The organism is Mesorhizobium sp. M1328, from assembly GCF_040318075.1.
Lineage (GTDB): Bacteria > Pseudomonadota > Alphaproteobacteria > Rhizobiales > Rhizobiaceae > Mesorhizobium.
Window position 1 is genome coordinate 1 of sequence record NZ_JAMYLO010000036.1, and the last position, 21166, is coordinate 21166.

The following is a 21166-nucleotide window of genomic DNA, read 5'->3' on the forward strand; positions in this document are numbered from 1 at the left end:
TACGAGATCTTGGCAGCGACGTAGATGAGCCCCCAGGAAAACGTCAGCCCGACCATGATGGCGGCTGCCGCCAGATCGACCGCGTCACGGCGGTCGAGGGTTTCTGTGGCGACGCCCACCAGCGCTAGTCCTCGGCACTCTGCTCGTCAAAGCCGAGCAGGTTCCAGCTCTGGCGCATATGCGGCGGCATCGGGGCGGTGACGTCGACAAAACCCTTGTCGGGATGCGGGATGACGATGCGGCGCGCGTGCAGATGCAGCCGGTTCTGCATGCCGCCGGGAAAATCCCAGTTGGTGTCGGCCTCGAAATATTTGGGGTCGCCGATGATCGGGCAACCGATATGGGCGGCATGGACGCGAAGCTGGTGGGTACGCCCGGTATAGGGTTCCATCTCCAGCCAGGACAGGGTCTGCGCCGCCCGCTCGACGATGCGGTAATAGGAGACGGCGTGATCGGCGCCCTTTTCGCCATGCTTGGCGATGCGCACACGATCGCCGTCGGGCGTCGGTTCCTTGATCAGCCAGGTCGAGATCTTATCCTCGCGCTTCGGCGGCACGCCCTTGACCAGCGCCCAGTAGGTTTTCTTCGTCTCACGCGCCCGGAACGCCTCGGCGAGTTTCATGGCGGCGAGCCTTGTACGGGCGACAACCAGCACACCCGACGTGTCGCGGTCGAGCCGGTGCACCAGGCGCGGCTTCTCGCCCTTCTGGTTGCGCCAGGCTTCCAGCATGTCGTCGACATTGCGGGTGACTCCCGAGCCGCCCTGGACCGCCAGGCCGGCCGGCTTGTTGAAGACGAAGACCTTCGGGTCCTCATGGATCAGCATCTTGGCCAAGACATCGGCGTCGCCCTGGTTGCGGATCGAATGGCCTGTCAGCGGGCTTTCGCCTTTCTTGTCGACTTCGAGCGGCGGCACTCGGACCGTCTGGCCGGCTTCGACGCGTGTATCGGCCTTCACCCTGCCGCCGTCGACGCGGATCTGGCCGGAACGCAGCAGCTTCTGGAGATGACCGAAACCGAGACCGGGGAAATGGGTCTTGAACCAGCGGTCGAGCCGCATGCCCGCCTCGCCGGTATCCACAGTGATCTGTTCAACGCCTGCCATGATTCCAATCGCCGTTTTGCGAACATGCAACGGCATTCGCCGGCACCCGCAATCTCACTCGGTTATTCGTTGTCGGTTCCATATTGCAGAACCTGAACTTTCTCCAGCGTAATCAAACCACTTGTCATGATTGTTTCAAGCACGGGCAGGAAAGCGGCCAATTTTTCCTCGCTATCGACGATCTCGATGACGAGTGGCAGATCCTCCGATAGGCGGAGGATCTTCGTGGTGTGAAGCCGGCTGGAATGGCCGAACCCCATCGCGCCGCGCAGGACGGTCGCACCGGCGATCTGCATTTCGCGGGCCCTCAGCACGATGACCTCATACAGCGGACGGCCATCTGCCTTGTCGTTTTCGCCGATAAATATGCGCAGCAATTGTGCCTGTGTTGGTATCTTCATTGCCTGGACCCTCTCAGCCGGTTGAGGCGCACTGCAAAGATGTGGCCAAGCCAGACGGCGGCAAGCCACGCCACCACGGAGATCGCGATATTGAGTCCCGCCGCCACAAGCCTCCCGTCTTGCGCGAGGGTGAGTGTTTCAAGGCTGAAAGCGGAGAAGGTCGTCAGGCCGCCGCAGAAGCCGGCCGTGAAGAACTGGCGCTGCAGCGGACCGGCGAAGACGCGTCCATCCGGTCCCGTCAATGTCGCGTAGAAGCCGATGAGGAATGAGCCGACGATGTTCACGAGGAGCGTGCCGAAGGGAAATCCAGCGCCCCACAGGGCAGTGCTCGTCGATGAGGCAAGCGCCCGCAGCACACCGCCGATCATGCTGCCTGCGGCTACTGTCGCATAGAGCCGAACCGTTTCGTTGGTTCTGCGCCAACCACTGAGGCGCCCGCCACGCCCTGCCGCGGCAGTGTCCGTCCCGTCGTGGCGGAGCTTCCGCGGGCCGCTCACGGCGCGCCGCTGCCAGTCAGAAGACTTCCCGCTGCAAAGCCCAGCGTCACGCCGCCGAGGCTCAGGAAAACCGAAAGCAGCACATTGCCGCCGGCGCGCAGCCATTCGCCGTCGCGCGCCAGCGCCAGCGTCTGCAGGCTGAAGGAAGAGACCGTGGTGTAGCAGCCGAGGCCGCCGGTAACGGCAAAGGCCCAGATGGCGGGCATGCCGTCGCGCGCCACCGCATGCGCAACGACTCCGATTGCAAACGCTCCCGAGACATTGACGGCCATCGTGCCCCAGGGAAAGGTCTCGCCGACCCGACGGGCGACGAAGCCGGATAGGAAGAAGCGGGCCATTGCACCGATCGCGCCACCAAGGCAGACAAGCAACAGATGATACATCGTGCTTCCTCGCGCCGGTCACACCACGGTGTCAGGCGGCTCCGGCCTTCTTCGGCTTGCTGGAGCCGATCATCTTCCAGTTCTTGTAGAACATAGCATTGATGCGCTCGACGCTGACCGAAACGATGGCGAGAAGAGCGGCGATCAGGCCGGGGAATGGCGATGGCCGGATGATGTCCATGAACACGCAGTAGCGGCGCCCGTCATACTCGTTGACCGAGCGATGCAGCAGCGTGTCGTCGAAGATGAACAGCGGGTTTTCGTGCCAGTAATTCTTGGCGTTGCCACACTGGACGAACACTTCCGATTTCACCGGGATGAGGTTGTAGAGAATGCGCAGGCTGAGCCGGAGCGGGCCAAAGTGCCAGGAAGTCGATTCCCTGCCGCTGAATACAGAGACGGCAATCGTCTTGATGTATTTGAAATCCTTGTTGAATTCGGCGACGTTGTCTATTTTGTGCTTGCCATACCACTGATAGACATACATGCCGCGCCGGCCGCTGCCGAAATTGGCGTCGATGTCGGCGATGATCTCGTCCTTGCGTGCCTTGAAGACATCCAGGACCTCGTTGACCTCGCGCTGGTAGTCCGGAGGAAACTGGTCCAATTTCCAGACACCGCGGTTTCTATAGCACAGCAGATCCACCAGCAGATTGAAGGGCGAAAGCAGCCAGGTGAAGATGCCGTTGCCCAGGAAATAACCACTGAACAGCGCCCAATTCTTGTTGTCGTTGCGCAACACGTCGATCAGGCCGAGGACGATGAAAATCGTCGTCAGAATGGGAATGAAATAGAAGCCGAGCGCCAGCAGCGGGATCGCTATGGCGAACTTCCGAAGGGTTTTGCGAGATTTTTTTGTCATTTTTCCACGCGCCAGGCGCGATTCCGTTCTGAATATCGTCGGTACGTTCTGGCCTGTCCGCCGGCCGAAGGCGCATCTTGATAGGGTTTTTTATCCCGCCAGACAACGGCGATCACACCAGTGTGCGATCGGCGACTATTTTTCCCGCTCGCTGCGCAGCTTCGCCCAATAGTCCAGCCGCTTCCTGATATCGCGCTCGAAGCCGCGCTCGGGCGGGTCGTAGAATGTCTGCCTTCCCATCTTCTCCGGAAAATAGTCCTGGCCGGAAAAAGCGTCGGGCTCGTCGTGGTCATAGCGATAGCCGGCGCCGTAATCTTCCTGTTTCATCAGCTTGGTCGGCGCATTGAGAATGTGCTTGGGCGGCAGCAGCGAACCGAATTCCTTCGCCGCCTGTGTGGCGGCCTTGAACGCGGTATAGACTGCATTGGATTTCGGCGCGGTGGCGAGATAGACGGTCGCCTCGGCGAAGGCCAGTTCGCCCTCGGGCGAGCCCAGATAGTCGTAGGCGTCCTTGGCGGCGTTGGCGACGACGAGCGCCTGCGGGTCGGCCAGCCCGATATCCTCCATCGCCATGCGCACCAGCCGGCGCCCGAGATAAAGCGGATCTTCGCCGGCGTCGAACATGCGGGCGAGATAGTAGAGTGCCGCGTCGGGGTCGGAGCCGCGCACCGATTTGTGCAAGGCTGAGATCAAATTGTAGTGGCCGTCCTGGCCCTTGTCGTAGATCGGTGCGCGGCGCTGGACGATGCGCTGCAGGGCCTCGGCGCCGAACACCTCCTTTGATTTCGCTGCGCGCCAGACCTCTTCGGCGAGCGTCAGCGCCGCGCGGCCGTCGCCGTCGCTCATGCGGATGAGCATCGCCCGCGCGTCTTCATCGAGCGGCATCGCCCTACCCTCTGCCTCCTCGGCCCGCGCCAGCAGCTTGGCGATGCTGTCCTCGCCGAGCGAGTGAAAGACCAGCACACGCGCGCGCGACAACAGCGCGGCGTTAAGCTCGAAGGATGGATTCTCCGTGGTGGCGCCGACCAGCACGACGGTGCCGTCTTCCATCACGGGCAGAAAACTGTCCTGCTGGGCGCGGTTGAAGCGATGGATCTCGTCGACGAACAGCAGTGTCTGGCGGCCGTTGGAGCGGCGCAGCTTCGCTGCCTCGAACACTTTCTTCAGGTCGGCAACGCCGGAAAACACCGCCGAGATCTGTTCGAAGGCGAGGCTTGTCTCGCCGGCAAGCAGCCGTGCGACCGTGGTCTTGCCGGTGCCGGGCGGGCCCCAGAAGATCATCGAGCCGAGCGAGCCGGAGCCGATCAGCCGCGTCAGCGCGCCGTCGGGTCCGGTCAGATGCTCCTGGCCGACGACCTCGCCGAGATTCTTCGGGCGCAGACGGTCCGCCAGCGGCCTGCCGGGCGGCGTCTTTTCCGGTTCATCGACACTGAACAGATCGGCCATGCAACTTCTTCTGCCTGGAGCCCGATCATGCTGACGGTCGGGCTCAGTAACGCAACACCTGGCGCAGTATCTGCCCGCCGCGCTCGACGGTAAAGCGCCACCAGCGCGTATCCTGCTGGGCTACCTGTTCCAGGGTCGCCGCCTTGTCGATCGTCAGGCCATTGACCTCACGCACGATGTCCCCTGGCTGGAAGCCAAAATCGGCAGCGGGCGAATCGCGGTTGATGTCGACCACGGTTACGCCTTTGACATCGGTGCGCAGACCGAGCCGTTGGGCAAGCCGTGGCGACAGTTCGGCAATCTTGGCACCGGAAAACGGGCTGCGGCCGCGCAATGTGAGTTCCGCAGCTTTGGCGCCCTCAGGCGGCCGTTCCAACGCGATGTCCATCGTCGCTTGCTGACCCTTGCTCAGAACGCCGAAGCTGGCATTCGTACCAATCGACAGCGTCGCCATCCGGTAGTCCAGCGCCCCGACGCTCTCGACCGGCCTGCCATTGAGCGACAGCACCACGTCGCCAGGCTTGAGCCCTGCCTTGGCAGCAGGTCCCGCCTCTTCGACCGAAGAAACCAGCGCGCCGGTCGGTTTGTCCATGCCGAGCGATTCGGCAATCTGCGGCGTCACCGCCTCGAACTCGGCACCGGCATACGGCCGCTCGAAGAAGTCGAGCCCGGCCTTGGCCGCATCGGCGAAAGCGCGAACCATGTTCGAAGGGATGGCAAAGCCGATGCCGATCGAGCCGCCGCTACGGCTATAGATCGCCGTGTTGATGCCGATCAGTTGCCCTCCCATGTTGACCAGCGCGCCACCGGAATTGCCGGGATTGATGGCGGCGTCGGTCTGGATGAAGAAGCTGGAATCGGAGACGCCGATATGGCTGCGCGCAACCGCCGAAATGATGCCGCTGGTGGTGGTCTGGCCGACACCGAACGGATTGCCAATCGCCAGCACTAGGTCGCCGACCTCGAGCGCGTCGGAATCGCCGATAGCGATCACCGGGAACGGCTTGTCAGAAGAAATCTTGAGCACGGCGAGGTCGAGCGTCTCATCCTTGAGCAGCACCTTGCTGTCGAATTCGCGCCCGTCGGCGGTCGCGACCTTGACCTGGTCAGCGTCCTTGACGACATGGAAATTGGTGACCACGACGCCGGTGGGATCAACCAGCACCCCCGAACCGAGCGAAGACTGCGCGCGCGGCTGCGAGCGGCCGAAGAACTCCTCGAAGAACGGATCGCCGTCAAAGGGCGACGTCACCTTGGCGGTCTGCGAGGCGTAGACATTGACCACGGCCGGGGCCGTCTGCTTGACCAGCGGCGCGAAGGACAGCTGCACCTCCTCGCGGCCGAACGGCACGCGCTTGTCGGGGCCGGAAGTGGCGTTTTCGCCTTCGACGCCATGCAGCAGATCGGTCAGCACGTCGGACAGACCGGGATCTGGCTTGGTCTCCTCCGCCAGCGCGTGCCTGGCCGCCGGCACGACGGCCAACGCCATCAAGGCGCAGATCAGAACAAGGGACAGCCGTTTAACGCGCATTCCGAATCCTCCAAGTCGGGCGCCATTGTCCTGACGATTGTGCAAAATGAAAGGCTAAGCCGCTGAAATCCGATTAATTTGGGTGGTCGCCGCAAAAACCGGTGACAAAACGCCTACCAGCCCTGCCCGGCACCTTCGGAAACAGAAAAAGGGGCCCGCAGGCCCCTTTGAACTTCTCAGGACAACCGAAGCTTATGCAGCTGCGGCTTCCTCTTCGGTGCCTTCGGCCTCGATGCGGGCGCGGTCGCCGGCGCCTTTGGCCGAGGTGTCGCGGTCGACGAACTCGATGACCGCCATTGCCGCATTGTCACCGTGGCGAAAGCCGGCCTTCATGATGCGCAGATAGCCGCCATTGCGAGTGGCATAACGCGGCGCGATGGTATCGAACAGGCGCTTGACGACGCCTTCATTGCCGATCTGGGCAATCACCTGCCGGCGGGCATGCAGGTCGCCGCGCTTGCCGAGCGTCACCAGCTTCTCGACGATCGGACGCAAATCCTTCGCCTTCGGCAGCGTGGTGAGGATCTGCTCGTGCTCGATAAGCGACACGGCAAGGTTGGCAAACATCGACTTGCGATGGCTTATGCTGCGGGCGAACCGGCGGCCTTTAAATCCGTGGCGCATGGCTCTTCTCCTTCATTGCGGGTTCAAGAGGCCTGAGCCTCAGTATTGATCTTCGTAACGCTTGGCGAGGTCTTCGATGTTTTCCGGCGGCCAGTCCGGCACTTCCATGCCGAGATGCAGGCCCATCGCCGCCAGGACTTCCTTGATCTCGTTCAGTGACTTGCGGCCGAAGTTCGGGGTGCGCAGCATCTCGGCTTCGGTCTTCTGGATCAGGTCGCCGATATAGACGATGTTGTCGTTCTTCAGGCAGTTGGCCGAACGCACCGAGAGCTCGAGCTCGTCGACCTTCTTGAGCAGCGCCGGGTTGAAGGCAAGCTCGGTAACCTGTTCGGCGGCGACTTCCTTCTGCGGCTCGTCGAAATTGACGAACAGGCCAAGCTGGTCCTGCAAGATGCGAGCGGCGAAGGCCACCGCGTCCTCGCCCGAGATCGAACCGTCGGTCTCGATGGTCATGGTCAGCTTGTCATAGTCGAGAACCTGGCCCTCGCGGGTGTTCTCGACCTTGTAGGAGACCTTCTTGACCGGCGAATACAGGCTGTCGACGGGGATCAGCCCGATCGGCGCGTCTTCGGCGCGGTTGCGGTCGGCCGGCACATAGCCCTTGCCGGTGTCGACGGTGAATTCCATGCGGATTTCAGCGCCTTCGTCCAGCGTGCAGATGACGTGGTCGGGATTGAGGATCTCGACGTCGCCAACCGTCTGGATGTCACCGGCGAGGACCGCGCCCGGTCCCTGCTTGCGTACGACCATGCGCTTGGGGCCGTCGCCTTCCATGCGGATGGCGATTTCCTTGATGTTCAAGACGATGTCGGTCACGTCCTCGCGCACGCCGGCGATGGACGAGAATTCATGCAGAACGCCGTCGATCTGCACGGCGGTCACAGCCGCGCCACGCAGCGAAGACAGAAGCACGCGGCGCAGCGCGTTGCCGAGGGTGAGGCCGAAGCCGCGCTCGAGCGGCTCGGCGACCAGCGTGGTCAGCGTCTTCTTCTTCGACGAGAACTCGATCTTGTTCGGCTTGATCAGTTCTTGCCAATTTTTCTGGATCATAGTGCTTTCCTTCCGTTGTCCCGCCACCATCCAATCGTGGCGGGCGACCTGGAATGCCGTGGAGGAGCGCCCTTGAGGCGCTCGCGCGGCGTTCGGTAAATTCTTTAGACGCGGCGCTTCTTGCGCGGGCGGCAGCCATTGTGCGGGATAGGCGTCACATCACGGATCGAGGTGATGGTGAAGCCGGCTGCCTGCAGCGCGCGAAGCGCCGATTCACGACCGGAGCCGGGTCCACAGACCTCGACCTCGAGCATGCGCATGCCGTGTTCCTGCGCCTTCTTGGCAACATCCTCGGCGGCCATCTGGGCAGCGAACGGGGTCGACTTGCGCGATCCCTTGAAGCCCTGGGCTCCGGCCGACGACCAGGCAATGGAATTGCCCTGCGCGTCGGTGATGGTGATCATCGTGTTGTTGAAGGTCGAGTTGACGTGGGCAACGCCCGACGAGATGTTCTTGCGTTCGCGACGGCGAACACGAGCGGCTTCCTTGGCCATGATAGTCCTTTCAGTTGATCTCTACACCGCCGTAATGCCAGCGGCTCCACCTTCGTAAGGGAGTAGGGGAATAGGGCAGTAAGGGAGTAGGGAAACGCGCAATCCAATTGGCGGCTGTTCCCTATTGCCTTACTGCCCTACTCCCTTACTGCCCTAAATTACTTCTTCTTTCCGGCAATCGACTTGGCTGGGCCCTTGCGGGTGCGCGCATTGGTGTGCGTGCGCTGACCACGAACCGGCAGCGAGCGGCGGTGACGCAGGCCGCGATAGCAGCCGAGGTCCATGAGCCGCTTGATGTTCATCGACACTTCGCGGCGCAGATCGCCCTCGACCTGGTAGTCGCGGTCGATGGTCTCGCGAATCTGCAGCACTTCCGCGTCGGTCAGCTGGTTGACGCGGCGCTCGGCCGGGATGCCGACCTTGTCGACGATCTCCTGGGCGAACTTCTTGCCAATGCCGTGAATATACTGAAGCGCAATGACGACGCGCTTGTTGGTCGGAATGTTGACGCCGGCTATACGAGCCATGTTCTTCTCTTCTCCATATAGGCCGGACGAGCCGGCGCTTCAAGTTGCCCCGCGTCCGGTGGAGGCCGGCCCTTGCGGGAGTTTCCAGTTCAAAGCGGCCTGCCTTGCCCTTGCGGACAAGCAAGCCTCATGCCTGATAGGAAGACGGGCCGCCATACCCCAGCGGACCGCTCCAGTCAAGCGCAATCGTTCGATTCTCTAGCCGGCCGCCTGGCCAACCTGCCGGGTTGTCGCCCTGAGCACCGCCTCGATCTGCTGCGTCACCGCATCGATGTCGGCCATGCCATCGACGCCCCTGAGTTTGCCCTTGGCGTAGTAGTAGCCGATCAGCGGCGAGGTTTTCTTGTAATATTCCCTCAAGCGTTCTTCGAACACCGCTGGACTGTCGTCCTTGCGCACCGGCAGGCCTGCGGCCTTGGCTTCTTCGGCGCGCTTGACGATTCGGCCAACCAGCGCCTTGTCGTCGACGACAAATTCGATGACCGCGTCGAGCTCCAGTCCGCGATCCGACAGCATTTCCTCAACGGCGTCCGCTTGCACCAGGGTTCGCGGGTATCCGTCAAGGATGAAGCCATTTGCGCAATCAGCCTGATCGATGCGCTCAGCCACGATGGCGTTGACGATAGCGTCGGACACCAGTTCGCCAGCGTCCATCACCGCCTTGGCGCGTTTGCCGACTTCGGTGCCGGCCTGAACAGCAGCACGCAGCATGTCCCCCGTGGAAAGCTGTGGGATGCCGTGTCGTTCTACCAGTCTCAGTGCTTGTGTCCCCTTGCCCGCCCCCGGCGGTCCAAGCAATATCAACCTCATCTGGCCTTTTTCCCCCCGCGCAGCTTCGACTTCTTGATCAGGCCCTCATACTGGTGCGCGATCAGGTGACCCTGAATCTGCGCCACCGTATCGAGCGTTACACTGACCACGATCAGGAGCGAAGTGCCACCAAGGTAGAACGGTACGCCAGTCGCTGAAATCAGGAACTCAGGCAGCAGACAGACCAGCACCAGATAAATGGCGCCGACGACGGTGATGCGGGTGAGCACATAGTCGATATAATCCGCAGTGCGCTCGCCCGGACGATAGCCCGGGATGAAGCCCGAATGCTTCTTGAGCTGGTCGGCGGTGTCCTTCGGATTGAAGACGATCGCCGTATAGAAGAAGGCGAAGAACACGATCATCGCCGCGTAGAAGGCCATATAGAGCGGCTGGCCGTGGCCGAGCGCCGCTAGGATGGTGCTGGCCCAGGCAGGCATGTTGGTCGTCTGTGAGAAGCCGGCAACCGTTGCCGGAAGCAGCAGCAGCGACGAGGCGAAGATCGGCGGAATGACGCCGGAGGTGTTGAGCTTAAGCGGCAGATGCGAGGTATCGCCCTGGAACATGCGATTGCCGACCTGGCGCTTGGGATACTGGATCAGCAGGCGGCGCTGCGCGCGCTCGAAGAAGACGATCAGCGCGATGACGATGATGGCCAGCACGATGATTGCCAGGATCAGGCCGGTCGACAGGGCGCCGGTGCGGCCAAGCTCCAGCGTGCCGGAGATGGCGCGCGGCAAGCCGGCGACAATGCCGGAGAAGATGATCAGCGAAATGCCGTTGCCGATGCCGCGAGCGGTGATCTGCTCGCCAAGCCACATCAGGAACATGGTGCCGCCAACCAGCGTGACGACGGTAGAGATGCGGAAGAACATGCCGGGATCGTTGACGATGCCGTTGCCGCCCTCAAGCCCGACCGAAATGCCGTAGGCCTGAACCAGCGCCAGAAGCACGGTGCCGTAGCGCGTGTACTGGTTGATGATCTTGCGGCCCTGCTCGCCTTCCTTCTTCAGCGCTTCCAGCGATGGAATGACCGAGGTCATCAGCTGCATGATGATTGAAGCGGAGATATAGGGCATGATGCCAAGGGCAAAGATCGCCATGCGCTGCACGGCGCCGCCGGCGAACATGTTGAACATGCCGAGCACGCCCTTGCTCTGCGACGAGAAGGCCTGGGCGAAAGCGTCGGGATTGATGCCGGGCAGCGGGATATAGGTGCCAAGACGGTAGACGAGCAGCGCGCCGATGGTGAACCAGATGCGCTTCTTCAGATCCTCGGCTTTGGCGAAGGCCGAAAAATTCAGATTCGAGGCTAGTTGTTCAGCAGCCGAAGCCATGCCTGATTCTCCGCTTGGTCACGCTCGATGCCCGCAGCTCAGGCGGCGCGTGTCACCGAAGCTCACGAGATAAGCTCCGGACTGCAAACATGCAAGCGGCCGCGTTGATGCGGCCGCCACATCTGTCGGATCAAAGCACGACCGAAGGCAAAACCGAATTCCACCTTTGCCGACCGTGCTTCAAATTGCCGTTACTCGGCGGCTGCCTTCTCAGGCAGCTTCACCGAGCCGCCGGCCTTTTCGATCTTCTCGATCGCGGCCTTGGAGGCTCCGGCCACGTCGAAGGCAAGCTTGGCCTTGATGTCGCCGTCCGAAAGGATGCGCACGCCGTCCTTGACCCGACGGATGACGCCGGCCGCAACCAGCGCCTCGGCCGTCACAACAGTCTTAGCGTCGAGCTTCTTGGCATCGAGCGCCGCCTGGATGCGGGCCAGCGACACGACGGTGAAGCTCTTGGCGAAGATATTGTTGAAGCCGCGCTTCGGCAGGCGGCGGTAGAGCGGCATCTGGCCACCCTCGAAGCCGTTGACGGCGACGCCGGAGCGCGCCTTCTGGCCCTTGACGCCGCGACCCGCGGTCTTGCCCGAACCGGAACCGATGCCACGGCCAAGACGCTTCTTGGAATGCGTCGCGCCGTCGTTGTCACGCAGATCGTTAAGTTTCATCTGGGTTCTCCTGCGCTTTGGCTCAGCCCTCGTCCACGACGCGGACGAGATGCTGGACGGCAGCGATCATGCCGCGCACCGAGGGCGTATCCTCAAGCGTGCGCTGCTTGTGCATCTTGTTGAGGCCGAGGCCGACCAGCGTTGCGCGCTGCTCCTTCGGCCGGCGGATCGGCGAACCGATCTGCTCGACGGTGATGGTCTTGGTTGCTTTCTTGGCCATGGTCAGATCCCTGGTCAGCGTCGACTATTCTTCAGTCGCAACGGCGGTGCCGCGGCGGGCCTGAAGGGTCGAATACTTGATGCCGCGCGCGGCAGCCACATCCTTCGGATGCATCTGGCTCTTCAGCGCGTCGAAAGTGGCGCGAACCATGTTGTAGGGGTTCGAAGAACCCATCGACTTGGCGACCACGTCATGCATGCCGAGAGTCTCGAAAACGGCGCGCATCGGGCCGCCGGCGATGATGCCGGTACCTTGCTTGGCGGCGCGCAGCAGAACACGTCCCGCGCCCCAGCGTCCCTCGACGTCATGGTGCAGCGTGCGGCCCGAGCGCAGCGGCACGAAAATCATGTCGCGCTTGGCCGATTCGGTCGCCTTGCGGATCGCCTCCGGCACTTCGCGTGCCTTGCCGTGGCCGAAGCCGACACGGCCCTTCTGGTCGCCGACGACGACGAGTGCCGCGAAGCCGAAGCGCCGGCCGCCCTTGACGACCTTGGCGACACGGTTGATGTGGACGAGCTTGTCGACCATGCCGTCGTCGCGCTCTTCGCGATCACGGCCGCGGCCGCCATCCCTACGTTCCTGTGCCATATCCTGTTCCTTGTTTTTTTCCGGAAGCACGGTTGATGATGATATCGGCACCTCTGTGGGTCGCCGGGGGCGAATTTCGTTTTTAGAAGCTCAGACCACCTTCACGGGCAGCCTCGGCCAGCGCCTTGACGCGGCCGTGGTAGATGTAGGCGCCGCGGTCGAAGACGACTTCCTTGACGCCGGCCTTCGAGGCACGCTCGGCGATCAGCTTTCCGATGGCAGCTGCGGCCACGGTGTCGGCGCCGGTCTTGAGCGAACCCTTGAGCTCCTTCTCGAGCGTCGAGGCAGCAGCGATGGTGTGGCCCTTGGCGTCGTCGATCACCTGGACGTAGATGTTCTTCGACGTGCGATGGACCGACAGGCGCGGGCGATCGCCGGCAACCTTCTTGATTTGGCGGCGGACGCGCTGAGCGCGGCGTTGGGTAGATTCTTTCGAGCCCATGATGTCAGTTCCTTGCCTTCAAAAAACGGGGGCAACCATATGCGGTAGGACAAGCCTCCCGCGACCGCTCCCCGCGGCGTTAAAATTACTTCTTCTTGCCTTCCTTGCGGACGATCTTCTCGCCAGCATAGCGAACGCCCTTGCCCTTGTAGGGCTCGGGGCTGCGATACTCGCGGATTTCGGCGGCAACCTGGCCGACCTGCTGCTTGTCGATGCCGGTCACCGTGATTTCCGTCGGCTTCGGCACCGAAATCGTCACGCCCTGCGGCGTCTCGTAGACGACGTCGTGGCTGAAGCCTAGCGCCAGCTGCAGGTTCTTGCCCTGCATGGCGGCGCGATAGCCGACGCCGGTGATCTCGAGCTTCTTTTCGAAGCCGTCCTTGACGCCCTGCAGGATGTTGACGATCTGCGTGCGCGACATGCCCCATTTGGAGCGGGCTGTCTTGGTCTGGTCGCGCGGCTGGACAGCGATCTCGCTGCCTTCCATCTTGACCAGCACTTCGTCGTTCACCACGAACTTCAGCTCGCCCTTCGGACCCTTCGCCGTCACGGTCTGGCCGTTGACGGTCGCGGTCACGCCCTGCGGCAGCGAAACGGGTTTCTTTCCAATACGAGACATTTTGTTGTCCTCGTCACTTCTCTTGTTTCAGGTCTCAGCTTTCGGGACTTGATCCCGAAAACCTGTTTCCAACCGGGTCACATACCAGATCAGAAGATCTGGCAGAGGATTTCCCCGCCGACATTCTGTTCACGCGCTTCGTGGTCGGCCATCACGCCCTTCGGCGTCGAAAGGATGGCGATGCCGAGGCCGTTGGCGACGTGCGGTATCGACTTGGCCGAAACGTAGACGCGGCGGCCGGGCTTCGAGACCCGGGCGATTTCGCGCACCACCGGCGCACCGTCGAAATACTTCAGCTCGATCTCGATTTCGGACTTGCCGTTGTCGAAGTCGGTCTGGCTGTAGTCGCGGATATAGCCTTCGGCCTTCAGCACGTCGAGGACGCGGGTGCGCAGGCGCGAAGCCGGCGTCGAAACGCTCGACTTCTTACGGCCGTACGCGTTGCGGATGCGGGTCAGCATATCGCCGAGAGGATCGCTCAATGACATGTTATGTCCTCCTTACCAGCTCGACTTGACCAGGCCCGGGATCTGGCCGTTATTGCCGAGATCACGAAGCGCGATGCGCGATACTTTGAGCTTGCGATAATAGGCACGCGGGCGTCCGGTGACTTCGCAGCGGTTGCGGATGCGGGTCTTGGCCGAGTTGCGCGGCAGCGCCGAAAGCTTCAGCTGGGCGCGGAAGCGCTCTTCCATCGGCTTGGACTGATCCATGATGATCGCCTTGAGCACCTTGCGCTTGGCAGCGAACTGGTCCGCAAGCTTGCGGCGCCTGTTGTTCTTCTCGACTGAGCTGGTCTTTGCCATTTCAGATTTTTCCTTTTCTCGCTGCCGTTACTGGCGGAAGGGGAAGTTGAAGGCCTTGAGCAATGCCCTGGCTTCGTCGTCCGTCTTCGCAGTCGTACAAACGATGACGTCCATGCCCCAGATCTGATCAACCTTGTCGTAGTTGATCTCCGGAAACACGATGTGTTCCTTGATGCCCATGGCATAGTTGCCACGGCCATCGAAGCTCTTCGGGTTGAGCCCGCGGAAGTCGCGGACGCGCGGCAGTGCGATGTTCACGAGGCGGTCGAGGAACTCGTACATGCGTTCCTTGCGCAGCGTGACCTTGGCGCCGATCGGCATCTTCTCGCGGACCTTGAAGCCGGCGATCGAGTTGCGGGCGCGGGTGACAACGGCCTTCTGGCCGGCGATCATTGCAAGGTCTTCCGCCGCGATCGAAGGCTTCTTCGAATCGCCGGTTGCCTCGCCGACGCCCATGTTCAGGACGATCTTGTCGATGCGCGGAACCTGCATTTCGTTCTCGTAGCCGAACTGCTCCTGCAGCGCCTTGCGAATGGTCTCGTTGTAGACCTGCTTGAGGCGCGGCGTGTTCTGGGCAGTTGCCTGCTTGGTTTGAGCCTTAGCCATTGATGACTTCTCCCGAGCGCTTGGCGACGCGCACCTTCTTGCCGTCCTTCTGGAAGATGAAGCCGACGCGGGTCGGCTTGCCATCCTTGGGGTCGGCCAGCGCGATGTTCGACAGCTGGATCGGCGCTTCCTTGGTGATGATCCCGCCCTCTTGGGACTGGGACTGCTTCTGGTGACGACGGATCAGGTTGACGCCGCGCACCAGCGCGGTGTCATCCTTCGGCTGCACCGAAAGGACTTCGCCCGAACGGCCCTTGTCCTTGCCGGCCAGCACGACGACCTTGTCGCCTTTTCTAATCTTTTGCATTGGTCCGGCTCCTTACAGCACTTCAGGCGCGAGCGAGATGATCTTCATGTGGTTCTTGGCGCGGAGTTCGCGCGGAACCGGTCCGAAGATACGCGTGCCGATCGGCTCTTTCTTGTTGTCGACGAGAACGGCTGCGTTCTTGTCGAAACGGATCACGCTGCCGTCCGGGCGGCGGATGTCTTTGGCCGTGCGAACCACGACCGCCTTCATCACATCGCCCTTCTTGACGCGGCCGCGCGGGATGGCTTCCTTGATCGACACCACGATGATGTCGCCCACGGAAGCGTATTTCCGCTTCGAGCCGCCCAGCACCTTGATGCACATGACACGACGGGCGCCGGAATTATCCGCGACGTCGAGGTTTGTTTGCATCTGAATCATGACTGGCCGCCTTCTTCTTTTCTAACGGGACGGGTTTCTCACCCCTCCCCGGTCTGTCCAAAATTCGTTTCGTTCGCCCTGATCAGGCCTGGTCCGAAGACACCACGACCCAGCGCTTGTCCTTGGAAATCGGCTTCGATTCCTGGATGAACACCTGATCGCCGACCTTGTGGGCGTTGTTCTCGTCGTGCGCCTTGTACTTCTTGGTCATGCGCACGGTCTTCTTCATCACGGGATGCGTGAAGCGCCGTTCGACCTTGACGACAACCGTCTTCTCGTTCTTGTCGCTGACGACGGTGCCCTGCAGAATGCGCTTTGGCATGGTTTTCGTCCTTAAGCCTGCTTGGCCGCGGACTTTTCCGCAGCGATGGTCTTGATACGCGCAATGTCCTTGCGGACCTGCCTCACGCGCGCGGTCTTCTCAAGCTGGCCAGTGGCCTTCTGGAAGCGCAGGTTGAACTGCTCCTTCTTCAGGCTGGCCAGGTCGTCGGTCAGCTGGTCCTGGGTCTTGGTCCGGATGTCTTCGGCTTTCATGATCAGCCCGTCCTTATTCTGCGATGCGCTGTACGAAGCGCGTCCTGACCGAGAGCTTGGCCGCGCCGAGACGCAGCGCCTCACGGGCGGTTTCCTCGTTGACGCCGTCGATCTCGAACATGATGCGGCCCGGCTTGACACGTGCCGCCCAGTAGTCGACCGCGCCCTTGCCCTTGCCCATACGGACTTCGGTCGGCTTCGACGTCACCGGCACGTCCGGGAAGATACGGATCCACACGCGGCCGGCACGCTTCATCTCGCGGGTGATCGCGCGGCGGGCCGCCTCGATCTCGCGCGCGGTGACGCGGTTCGGCTCAAGCGCCTTCAGCCCGAATCCACCGAAATCCAGATTGGTGCCGCCCTTGGCGGTACCGTGGATGCGGCCCTTGAACTGCTTGCGGAACTTTGTGCGCTTTGGCTGCAGCATCGTTCTAACTCCAAATTCCTAACTGTCTTACGCGTTTTCGCGACGGCGACCGCGTTCGCGCTCACCACCACCGCCATGCGCATGATCGCCCTCGGTGGCGCGGCGCTCCGAAGCCATCGGGTCGTGCTCGAGGATCTCGCCCTTGAACACCCAGACCTTGACGCCGCAGATACCGTAGGCCGTATTCGCCTCGGCCGTGCCGTAGTCGACATCGGCGCGCAGCGTATGCAGCGGCACGCGGCCTTCGCGATACCATTCCATGCGCGCGATCTCGGCGCCGCCGAGACGGCCGGCGCAGTTGATGCGGATGCCTTCGGCACCGAGGCGCATCGCCGACTGCACGGCGCGCTTCATGGCGCGGCGGAACGCGATGCGGCGCTCGAGCTGCTGAGCGATCGACTGGGCGACCAGGGTCGCGTCGATCTCCGGCTTGCGCACTTCGACGATGTTCAGATGCGTCTCTGACTTGGTCATCTCCATCAGCTTCTTGCGAAGCTTCTCGATGTCGGCGCCCTTCTTGCCGATGATCAGGCCCGGACGCGCCGCATGGATGGTGACGCGGCACTTCTTGTGCGGACGCTCGATCACGACCTTCGAGATCGCAGCCTGCTTGAGTTCCTTCTCAAGATATTTGCGGATCTTGATGTCCTCGTGCAGCAGCTTGCCGTACTCGCCTGTATTCGCGAACCAGCGCGAATCCCAGGTGCGGTTGATGCCGAGACGCAGACCGATCGGATTGACTTTCTGGCCCATTATGCGGCCTCCCCTTTTTCTTCGACTTCACGAACGACGATCGTGAGGTGCGAGAACGGCTTCTCGATACGGCTGGCGCGACCACGGCCACGGGCATGGAACCGCTTCATGACGATCGACTTGCCGACATAGGCTTCCGCCACGATCAGCGCATCGACGTCGAGGTCGTGGTTGTTTTCCGCGTTGGCGATCGCCGATTCCAGCGTCTTCTTGACCGTGCCGGAAATCCGCTTGGCCGAGAATTCGAGGTCGGAAAGCGCTGTCGCGACCTTCTTGCCGCGGATCAGCGCGGCAACCAGGTTCAGCTTCTGCGGGCTGATACGGATCGTGCGCAACACGGCGCGCGCTTCGTTGTCAGCAAGCCTGCGCGGAGCTTTGGCCTTGCCCATGATTATTTCCTCTTCGCCTTCTTATCCGCGCCGTGACCGTAATAGGTCCGGGTCGGAGCGAATTCACCGAACTTGTGACCGACCATGTCCTCGTTCACCGAGACGGGAACGTGCTTCTGGCCGTTGTAGACACCGAAGGTGAAGCCGACGAACTGCGGCAAGATGGTGGAGCGGCGGCTCCACATCTTGATCACCTCATTGCGACCACCTTCACGAACCTTGTCCACCTTCTTCAGAAGGTAGCCGTCGATGAAGGGGCCTTTCCAAATCGAACGAGTCACTTGGCGTTACCTCTTCTTAGCTCTTGCGCTGATGGCGCGAGCGCAGGATGAACTTGTCGGTCGCCTTGTTGGACCGCGTCTTCTTGCCCTTGGTCGGCTTGCCCCAGGGCGAAACCGGATGGCGGCCACCCGAGGTGCGGCCTTCGCCGCCGCCATGTGGATGGTCGACCGGGTTCATGGTCACGCCGCGATTGTGCGGACGTTTGCCACGCCACACGGTGCGGCCTGCCTTGCCGTCATTGATGTTGCCGTGGTCCGGGTTGGACACGGCACCGACAGTGGCCATGCAGGAGCCGTGGACGACACGCTGCTCGCCCGAGTTGAGGCGCAGGATCGCCATGCCCTGGTCGCGACCGACGAGCTGGCCATAACCACCGGCCGAACGGGCGACCTGAGCGCCCTTGCCGGGCTTCAGCTCGATATTATGGACGATCGTGCCGACCGGCATCGAGGCCAGCGGCATCGCATTGCCCGGCTTCACGTCGACCGATTCACCGGCCACGATCTTGTCGCCGGGAGCCAGACGCTGCGGGGCGATGATGTAGGACAGCTCGCCATCGTCATACTTGATCAGCGCGATGAAGGCGGTGCGGTTCGGATCGTACTCGATACGCTCTACCGTGCCGACGACGTCGAACTTGCGGCGCTTGAAGTCGATGATACGGTAGGTGCGCTTGTGACCGCCGCCGATGAAGCGGGCCGTGATGCGGCCGTAATTGTTGCGGCCGCCCGACTTGGTCAGGCCTTCGGTCAGGCCCTTGACGGGCTTGCCCTTGTAGAGGCCCGAGCGGTCGACGATGACCAGCTGACGGGTGCTCGGCGTTACCGGGTTGAATTTTTTCAGTGCCATTGTTCTGTCCTCGCGACCTTGCTCAGAGACCCGTCGCGACGTCGATCGACTGGCCGTCGGCCAGCGTCACAACCGCCTTCTTGACGTCGCTCTGGCGGCCGATCGTGCCGCGGAAGCGCTTGATCTTGCCCTTGCGGACAAGCGTGTTCACGGCCATCACCTTGACGCCGAACAGCGCTTCGACGGCGGCCTTGATTTCCGGCTTCGACGCCTTCTTGGCGACATTGAAGACGACCTGGTTCTGCTCGGAAGCCATGGTCGACTTTTCGGTGATCGCCGGCGAGACGATCACGTCGTAGTGACGAAGGTCGGTCATTTGAAGCGCTCCTCGAGAGCCTCGACGGCGGCCTTGGAAAGGACCAGCGTGCCGCGGCGCAGAATGTCGTAGACGTTGATGCCCTGGATGGGCAGCACGTCGATGTTCGGGATATTGGTCGCCGCCAGCTTGAAATTCTTGTCAAGCTCGGCGCCGCCGATCACCAGGGCGTTGCTCAGGCCCAGCGTCGCGAAATTCGCGATCAGTGCCTTGGTCTTGGCCTCGGTCAGCTTCAGCTCGTCGATGATGATGATCGACGCGCTCTTGGCCTTGGCCGAAAGCGCATGCTTGAGACCGAGCGCACGAACCTTCTTCGGCAGATCGTGCTCGTGGCTGCGCACAACCGGGCCGTGGGCCTTGCCGCCGCCGCGGAACTGCGGAGCGCGAGCCGAATGGTGACGGGCGCGGCCGGTACCCTTCTGCTTGTACATCTTGGCGCCGGTGCGCGCGATTTCCGCGCGACCCTTGGCCTTGTGCGTGCCCTGCTGCTTCTTGGCAAGCTGCCAGCGCACGACGCGCTGCAGGATGTCCTCGCGCGGATCAAGGCCGAAAATCTCTTCGGAGAGCTTCAACTTACCGGCGTCCTTGCCGCCAAGCGTTGTAATCTTGAGGTCCATTATTCCGCTCCCTCTGTGGCCGGGGCCTCGTTCGTGGCGGCACCATCGGTCGCAACGGCGCGGATCGCGGCGGGCTTCGGCGCATTGGCCGGAAGCGCCACCTTGGCCGCGTCGCGGACCAGGATCCATGCACCCTTCGAACCCGGGACCGCACCGCGGATCAGGATCAGGCCGCGATCGGCGTCGGTCGAGACGACCTCGACATTCTGCGTGGTGACGCGGGTATCGCCCATGTGGCCGGCCATATGCTTGCCCTTGAACACCTTGCCCGGATCCTGGCGCTGGCCGGTCGAGCCGTGTGTACGGTGCGACACCGAGTTGCCGTGCGTCGCGCGGCCGCCACCCATGTGGTGCCGCTTGATGACGCCCTGGAAGCCCTTGCCGATCGTGGTTCCCGTCACATCGACCTTCTGGCCGACGACGAAATGCTCGACGGTGATCTCGGCGCCGACATCGATCATGTTGTCGGCGGAGACGCGGAACTCGGCAACCTTGGCCTTGGGCTCGACGGAAGCGGTCGCGAAATGGCCGCGCATCGCCTTCGACGTGTTCTTCACCTTGGCAAGGCCAACGCCGAGCTGGACGGCGGTATAGCCGTTCTTCTCCTGCGTGCGCTGCGCCACGACCTGGCAGTTCTCCATCTGGAGAACAGTGACGGGAACATGTTCCCCGGCATCGTTGTAGATGCGGGTCATTCCCACCTTCTTTGCAATCACACCTGAACGCATCGGTTCAATTCCTTTAGAGTTCCCTGTCGGGGCTGTCGCCCCTCCACGCCTCTTGTTCCTTCAGAGTTCCGGGTCGCCCCGCTGACCTCTGGTTCCTTAGAGCTTGATCTCGACGTCGACACCGGCGGCCAGGTCGAGCTTCATCAAAGCATCGACCGTTTGCGGGGTCGGGTCGACGATGTCGAGCAGACGCTTGTGCGTGCGCATCTCGAACTGCTCGCGGCTCTTCTTGTCGACGTGAGGCGACCGGTTGACCGTGAACTTTTCGATCCGCGTCGGCAGCGGAATGGGGCCGCGGACGTTGGCGCCGGTGCGCTTGGCGGTCGACACGATTTCCCGTGTCGAGGCGTCGAGCACCCGGTGATCAAACGCCTTCAGGCGGATGCGGATATTCTGTCCGTTCATGCGTCACTTCCTTGTTCTGGCGCGGCGCGGGCAGCGCCCGCGACAGATCGGTTTAAGTCCAAATTACTCTTTGATGGTGACGACGATGCCGGCACCGACGGTGCGGCCGCCTTCACGGATGGCGAAGCGCAGCTTCTCTTCCATGGCGATCGGCACGATCAGCTC

Annotated in this window: 35 protein-coding genes and 1 pseudogene; all 36 read right to left on the minus strand. The window is 62.2% G+C overall.

What is annotated here, in order from left to right:
* Positions 1-119, minus strand: a pseudogene (locus tag NKH23_RS32530) (EamA/RhaT family transporter); the annotation flags it as partial.
* A 5-nt stretch (positions 120-124) separates the two neighbouring features.
* A complete protein-coding gene (locus NKH23_RS32535) occupies positions 125-1105 on the minus strand; it encodes an RluA family pseudouridine synthase (RefSeq protein WP_352917219.1) in 981 nt (326 codons plus the stop codon).
* Between the two features lie 62 nt (positions 1106-1167).
* A complete protein-coding gene (locus NKH23_RS32540) occupies positions 1168-1506 on the minus strand; it encodes a DUF190 domain-containing protein (RefSeq protein ID WP_352917218.1) in 339 nt (112 codons plus the stop codon).
* A complete protein-coding gene (locus NKH23_RS32545) occupies positions 1503-1874 on the minus strand; it encodes a CrcB family protein (protein WP_352917216.1) in 372 nt (123 codons plus the stop codon). Before NKH23_RS32545 ends, NKH23_RS32540 begins: the two co-directional genes overlap by 4 nt.
* Before the next feature lie 125 nt (positions 1875-1999).
* Positions 2000-2386, minus strand: a complete 387-nt coding sequence (gene crcB, locus NKH23_RS32550; protein ID WP_352917215.1) for a fluoride efflux transporter CrcB — start codon at positions 2384-2386, stop codon at positions 2000-2002.
* Positions 2387-2417: 31 nt separating this feature from the next.
* Positions 2418-3248, minus strand: coding sequence for an aspartyl/asparaginyl beta-hydroxylase domain-containing protein (locus tag NKH23_RS32555; protein ID WP_352917213.1), 831 nt, complete (start codon positions 3246-3248; stop codon positions 2418-2420).
* A gap of 135 nt (positions 3249-3383) precedes the next feature.
* Positions 3384-4694, minus strand: coding sequence for a replication-associated recombination protein A (locus NKH23_RS32560; RefSeq protein WP_352917211.1), 1311 nt, complete (start codon positions 4692-4694; stop codon positions 3384-3386).
* 43 nt (positions 4695-4737) lie between these two features.
* Positions 4738-6225, minus strand: a complete 1488-nt coding sequence (locus tag NKH23_RS32565) for a DegQ family serine endoprotease (protein ID WP_352917209.1) — start codon at positions 6223-6225, stop codon at positions 4738-4740.
* A 192-nt stretch (positions 6226-6417) separates the two neighbouring features.
* Positions 6418-6849 (minus strand): 50S ribosomal protein L17, encoded by a 432-nt coding sequence (gene rplQ / locus NKH23_RS32570; protein ID WP_023675127.1) that lies wholly within the window; start codon positions 6847-6849, stop codon positions 6418-6420.
* Between the two features lie 39 nt (positions 6850-6888).
* Positions 6889-7899 carry a DNA-directed RNA polymerase subunit alpha gene (locus NKH23_RS32575; protein WP_023675128.1) on the minus strand — a complete coding sequence of 337 codons (1011 nt, stop codon included), beginning with the start codon at positions 7897-7899 and terminating at the stop codon, positions 6889-6891.
* Between the two features lie 104 nt (positions 7900-8003).
* Entirely contained in the window at positions 8004-8393 is a 390-nt protein-coding gene (gene rpsK, locus NKH23_RS32580) for a 30S ribosomal protein S11 (protein WP_006205444.1), read from the minus strand.
* Between the two features lie 158 nt (positions 8394-8551).
* Positions 8552-8920, minus strand: a complete 369-nt coding sequence (gene rpsM, locus NKH23_RS32585; protein WP_006205445.1) for a 30S ribosomal protein S13 — start codon at positions 8918-8920, stop codon at positions 8552-8554.
* A 198-nt stretch (positions 8921-9118) separates the two neighbouring features.
* Positions 9119-9730: an adenylate kinase gene (locus NKH23_RS32590; RefSeq protein ID WP_352469152.1), complete on the minus strand. Its 612-nt coding sequence runs from the start codon at positions 9728-9730 to the stop codon at positions 9119-9121.
* Positions 9727-11067: a preprotein translocase subunit SecY gene (gene secY / locus NKH23_RS32595; RefSeq protein ID WP_023675130.1), complete on the minus strand. Its 1341-nt coding sequence runs from the start codon at positions 11065-11067 to the stop codon at positions 9727-9729. The genes NKH23_RS32590 and secY overlap by 4 nt, the downstream gene beginning before the upstream one ends.
* A gap of 191 nt (positions 11068-11258) precedes the next feature.
* Positions 11259-11732, minus strand: a complete 474-nt coding sequence (gene rplO, locus NKH23_RS32600; RefSeq protein ID WP_352721947.1) for a 50S ribosomal protein L15 — start codon at positions 11730-11732, stop codon at positions 11259-11261.
* A 22-nt stretch (positions 11733-11754) separates the two neighbouring features.
* Positions 11755-11952 carry a 50S ribosomal protein L30 gene (rpmD, locus tag NKH23_RS32605; protein WP_006205449.1) on the minus strand — a complete coding sequence of 66 codons (198 nt, stop codon included), beginning with the start codon at positions 11950-11952 and terminating at the stop codon, positions 11755-11757.
* Between the two features lie 24 nt (positions 11953-11976).
* Positions 11977-12540 (minus strand): 30S ribosomal protein S5, encoded by a 564-nt coding sequence (rpsE, locus tag NKH23_RS32610; RefSeq protein WP_006205450.1) that lies wholly within the window; start codon positions 12538-12540, stop codon positions 11977-11979.
* Positions 12541-12622: 82 nt separating this feature from the next.
* Positions 12623-12982 (minus strand): 50S ribosomal protein L18, encoded by a 360-nt coding sequence (gene rplR / locus NKH23_RS32615; protein ID WP_353036459.1) that lies wholly within the window; start codon positions 12980-12982, stop codon positions 12623-12625.
* A gap of 85 nt (positions 12983-13067) precedes the next feature.
* A complete protein-coding gene (rplF, locus tag NKH23_RS32620) occupies positions 13068-13601 on the minus strand; it encodes a 50S ribosomal protein L6 (RefSeq protein ID WP_023675133.1) in 534 nt (177 codons plus the stop codon).
* Between the two features lie 89 nt (positions 13602-13690).
* Positions 13691-14089: a 30S ribosomal protein S8 gene (gene rpsH / locus NKH23_RS32625; RefSeq protein WP_006205453.1), complete on the minus strand. Its 399-nt coding sequence runs from the start codon at positions 14087-14089 to the stop codon at positions 13691-13693.
* A 12-nt stretch (positions 14090-14101) separates the two neighbouring features.
* Positions 14102-14407: a 30S ribosomal protein S14 gene (gene rpsN, locus NKH23_RS32630; RefSeq protein WP_023675134.1), complete on the minus strand. Its 306-nt coding sequence runs from the start codon at positions 14405-14407 to the stop codon at positions 14102-14104.
* A gap of 27 nt (positions 14408-14434) precedes the next feature.
* Positions 14435-15013, minus strand: a complete 579-nt coding sequence (gene rplE / locus NKH23_RS32635; protein ID WP_008875670.1) for a 50S ribosomal protein L5 — start codon at positions 15011-15013, stop codon at positions 14435-14437.
* Positions 15006-15320 carry a 50S ribosomal protein L24 gene (gene rplX, locus NKH23_RS32640; RefSeq protein ID WP_254817150.1) on the minus strand — a complete coding sequence of 105 codons (315 nt, stop codon included), beginning with the start codon at positions 15318-15320 and terminating at the stop codon, positions 15006-15008. The genes rplE and rplX overlap by 8 nt, the downstream gene beginning before the upstream one ends.
* 12 nt (positions 15321-15332) lie before the next feature.
* Positions 15333-15701, minus strand: a complete 369-nt coding sequence (rplN, locus tag NKH23_RS32645; RefSeq protein WP_006205457.1) for a 50S ribosomal protein L14 — start codon at positions 15699-15701, stop codon at positions 15333-15335.
* Positions 15702-15783: 82 nt separating this feature from the next.
* Positions 15784-16023: a 30S ribosomal protein S17 gene (gene rpsQ / locus NKH23_RS32650; protein ID WP_023675136.1), complete on the minus strand. Its 240-nt coding sequence runs from the start codon at positions 16021-16023 to the stop codon at positions 15784-15786.
* Between the two features lie 11 nt (positions 16024-16034).
* On the minus strand, positions 16035-16235 hold the full coding sequence (rpmC, locus tag NKH23_RS32655; RefSeq protein ID WP_353036461.1) for a 50S ribosomal protein L29: 201 nt from the start codon (positions 16233-16235) through the stop codon (positions 16035-16037).
* A gap of 13 nt (positions 16236-16248) precedes the next feature.
* Entirely contained in the window at positions 16249-16662 is a 414-nt protein-coding gene (gene rplP, locus NKH23_RS32660; RefSeq protein ID WP_006205460.1) for a 50S ribosomal protein L16, read from the minus strand.
* A gap of 27 nt (positions 16663-16689) precedes the next feature.
* Positions 16690-17415, minus strand: a complete 726-nt coding sequence (gene rpsC, locus NKH23_RS32665; protein WP_023675137.1) for a 30S ribosomal protein S3 — start codon at positions 17413-17415, stop codon at positions 16690-16692.
* Positions 17415-17804: a 50S ribosomal protein L22 gene (gene rplV, locus NKH23_RS32670; protein WP_006205462.1), complete on the minus strand. Its 390-nt coding sequence runs from the start codon at positions 17802-17804 to the stop codon at positions 17415-17417. The genes rpsC and rplV overlap by 1 nt, the downstream gene beginning before the upstream one ends.
* A 2-nt stretch (positions 17805-17806) precedes the next feature.
* Complete coding sequence (rpsS, locus tag NKH23_RS32675; RefSeq protein WP_006205463.1) at positions 17807-18085, minus strand: 30S ribosomal protein S19; 279 nt, start codon at positions 18083-18085, stop codon at positions 17807-17809.
* Positions 18086-18101: 16 nt separating this feature from the next.
* Positions 18102-18935, minus strand: a complete 834-nt coding sequence (rplB, locus tag NKH23_RS32680; protein ID WP_023675138.1) for a 50S ribosomal protein L2 — start codon at positions 18933-18935, stop codon at positions 18102-18104.
* A gap of 22 nt (positions 18936-18957) precedes the next feature.
* On the minus strand, positions 18958-19251 hold the full coding sequence (locus tag NKH23_RS32685; RefSeq protein ID WP_006205465.1) for a 50S ribosomal protein L23: 294 nt from the start codon (positions 19249-19251) through the stop codon (positions 18958-18960).
* The gene (gene rplD / locus NKH23_RS32690; protein ID WP_023675140.1) at positions 19248-19868 is read right to left on the minus strand and encodes a 50S ribosomal protein L4; all 621 of its coding nucleotides are present in this window, start codon (positions 19866-19868) and stop codon (positions 19248-19250) included. Before rplD ends, NKH23_RS32685 begins: the two co-directional genes overlap by 4 nt.
* Positions 19868-20596 carry a 50S ribosomal protein L3 gene (gene rplC / locus NKH23_RS32695; protein ID WP_023675141.1) on the minus strand — a complete coding sequence of 243 codons (729 nt, stop codon included), beginning with the start codon at positions 20594-20596 and terminating at the stop codon, positions 19868-19870. Before rplC ends, rplD begins: the two co-directional genes overlap by 1 nt.
* A gap of 96 nt (positions 20597-20692) precedes the next feature.
* A complete protein-coding gene (rpsJ, locus tag NKH23_RS32700) occupies positions 20693-21001 on the minus strand; it encodes a 30S ribosomal protein S10 (RefSeq protein WP_006205468.1) in 309 nt (102 codons plus the stop codon).
* A gap of 63 nt (positions 21002-21064) precedes the next feature.
* Positions 21065-21166: EF-Tu C-terminal domain-related protein (locus tag NKH23_RS32705; protein ID WP_152536282.1), on the minus strand; the 102-nt coding region annotated here is incomplete at its 5' end.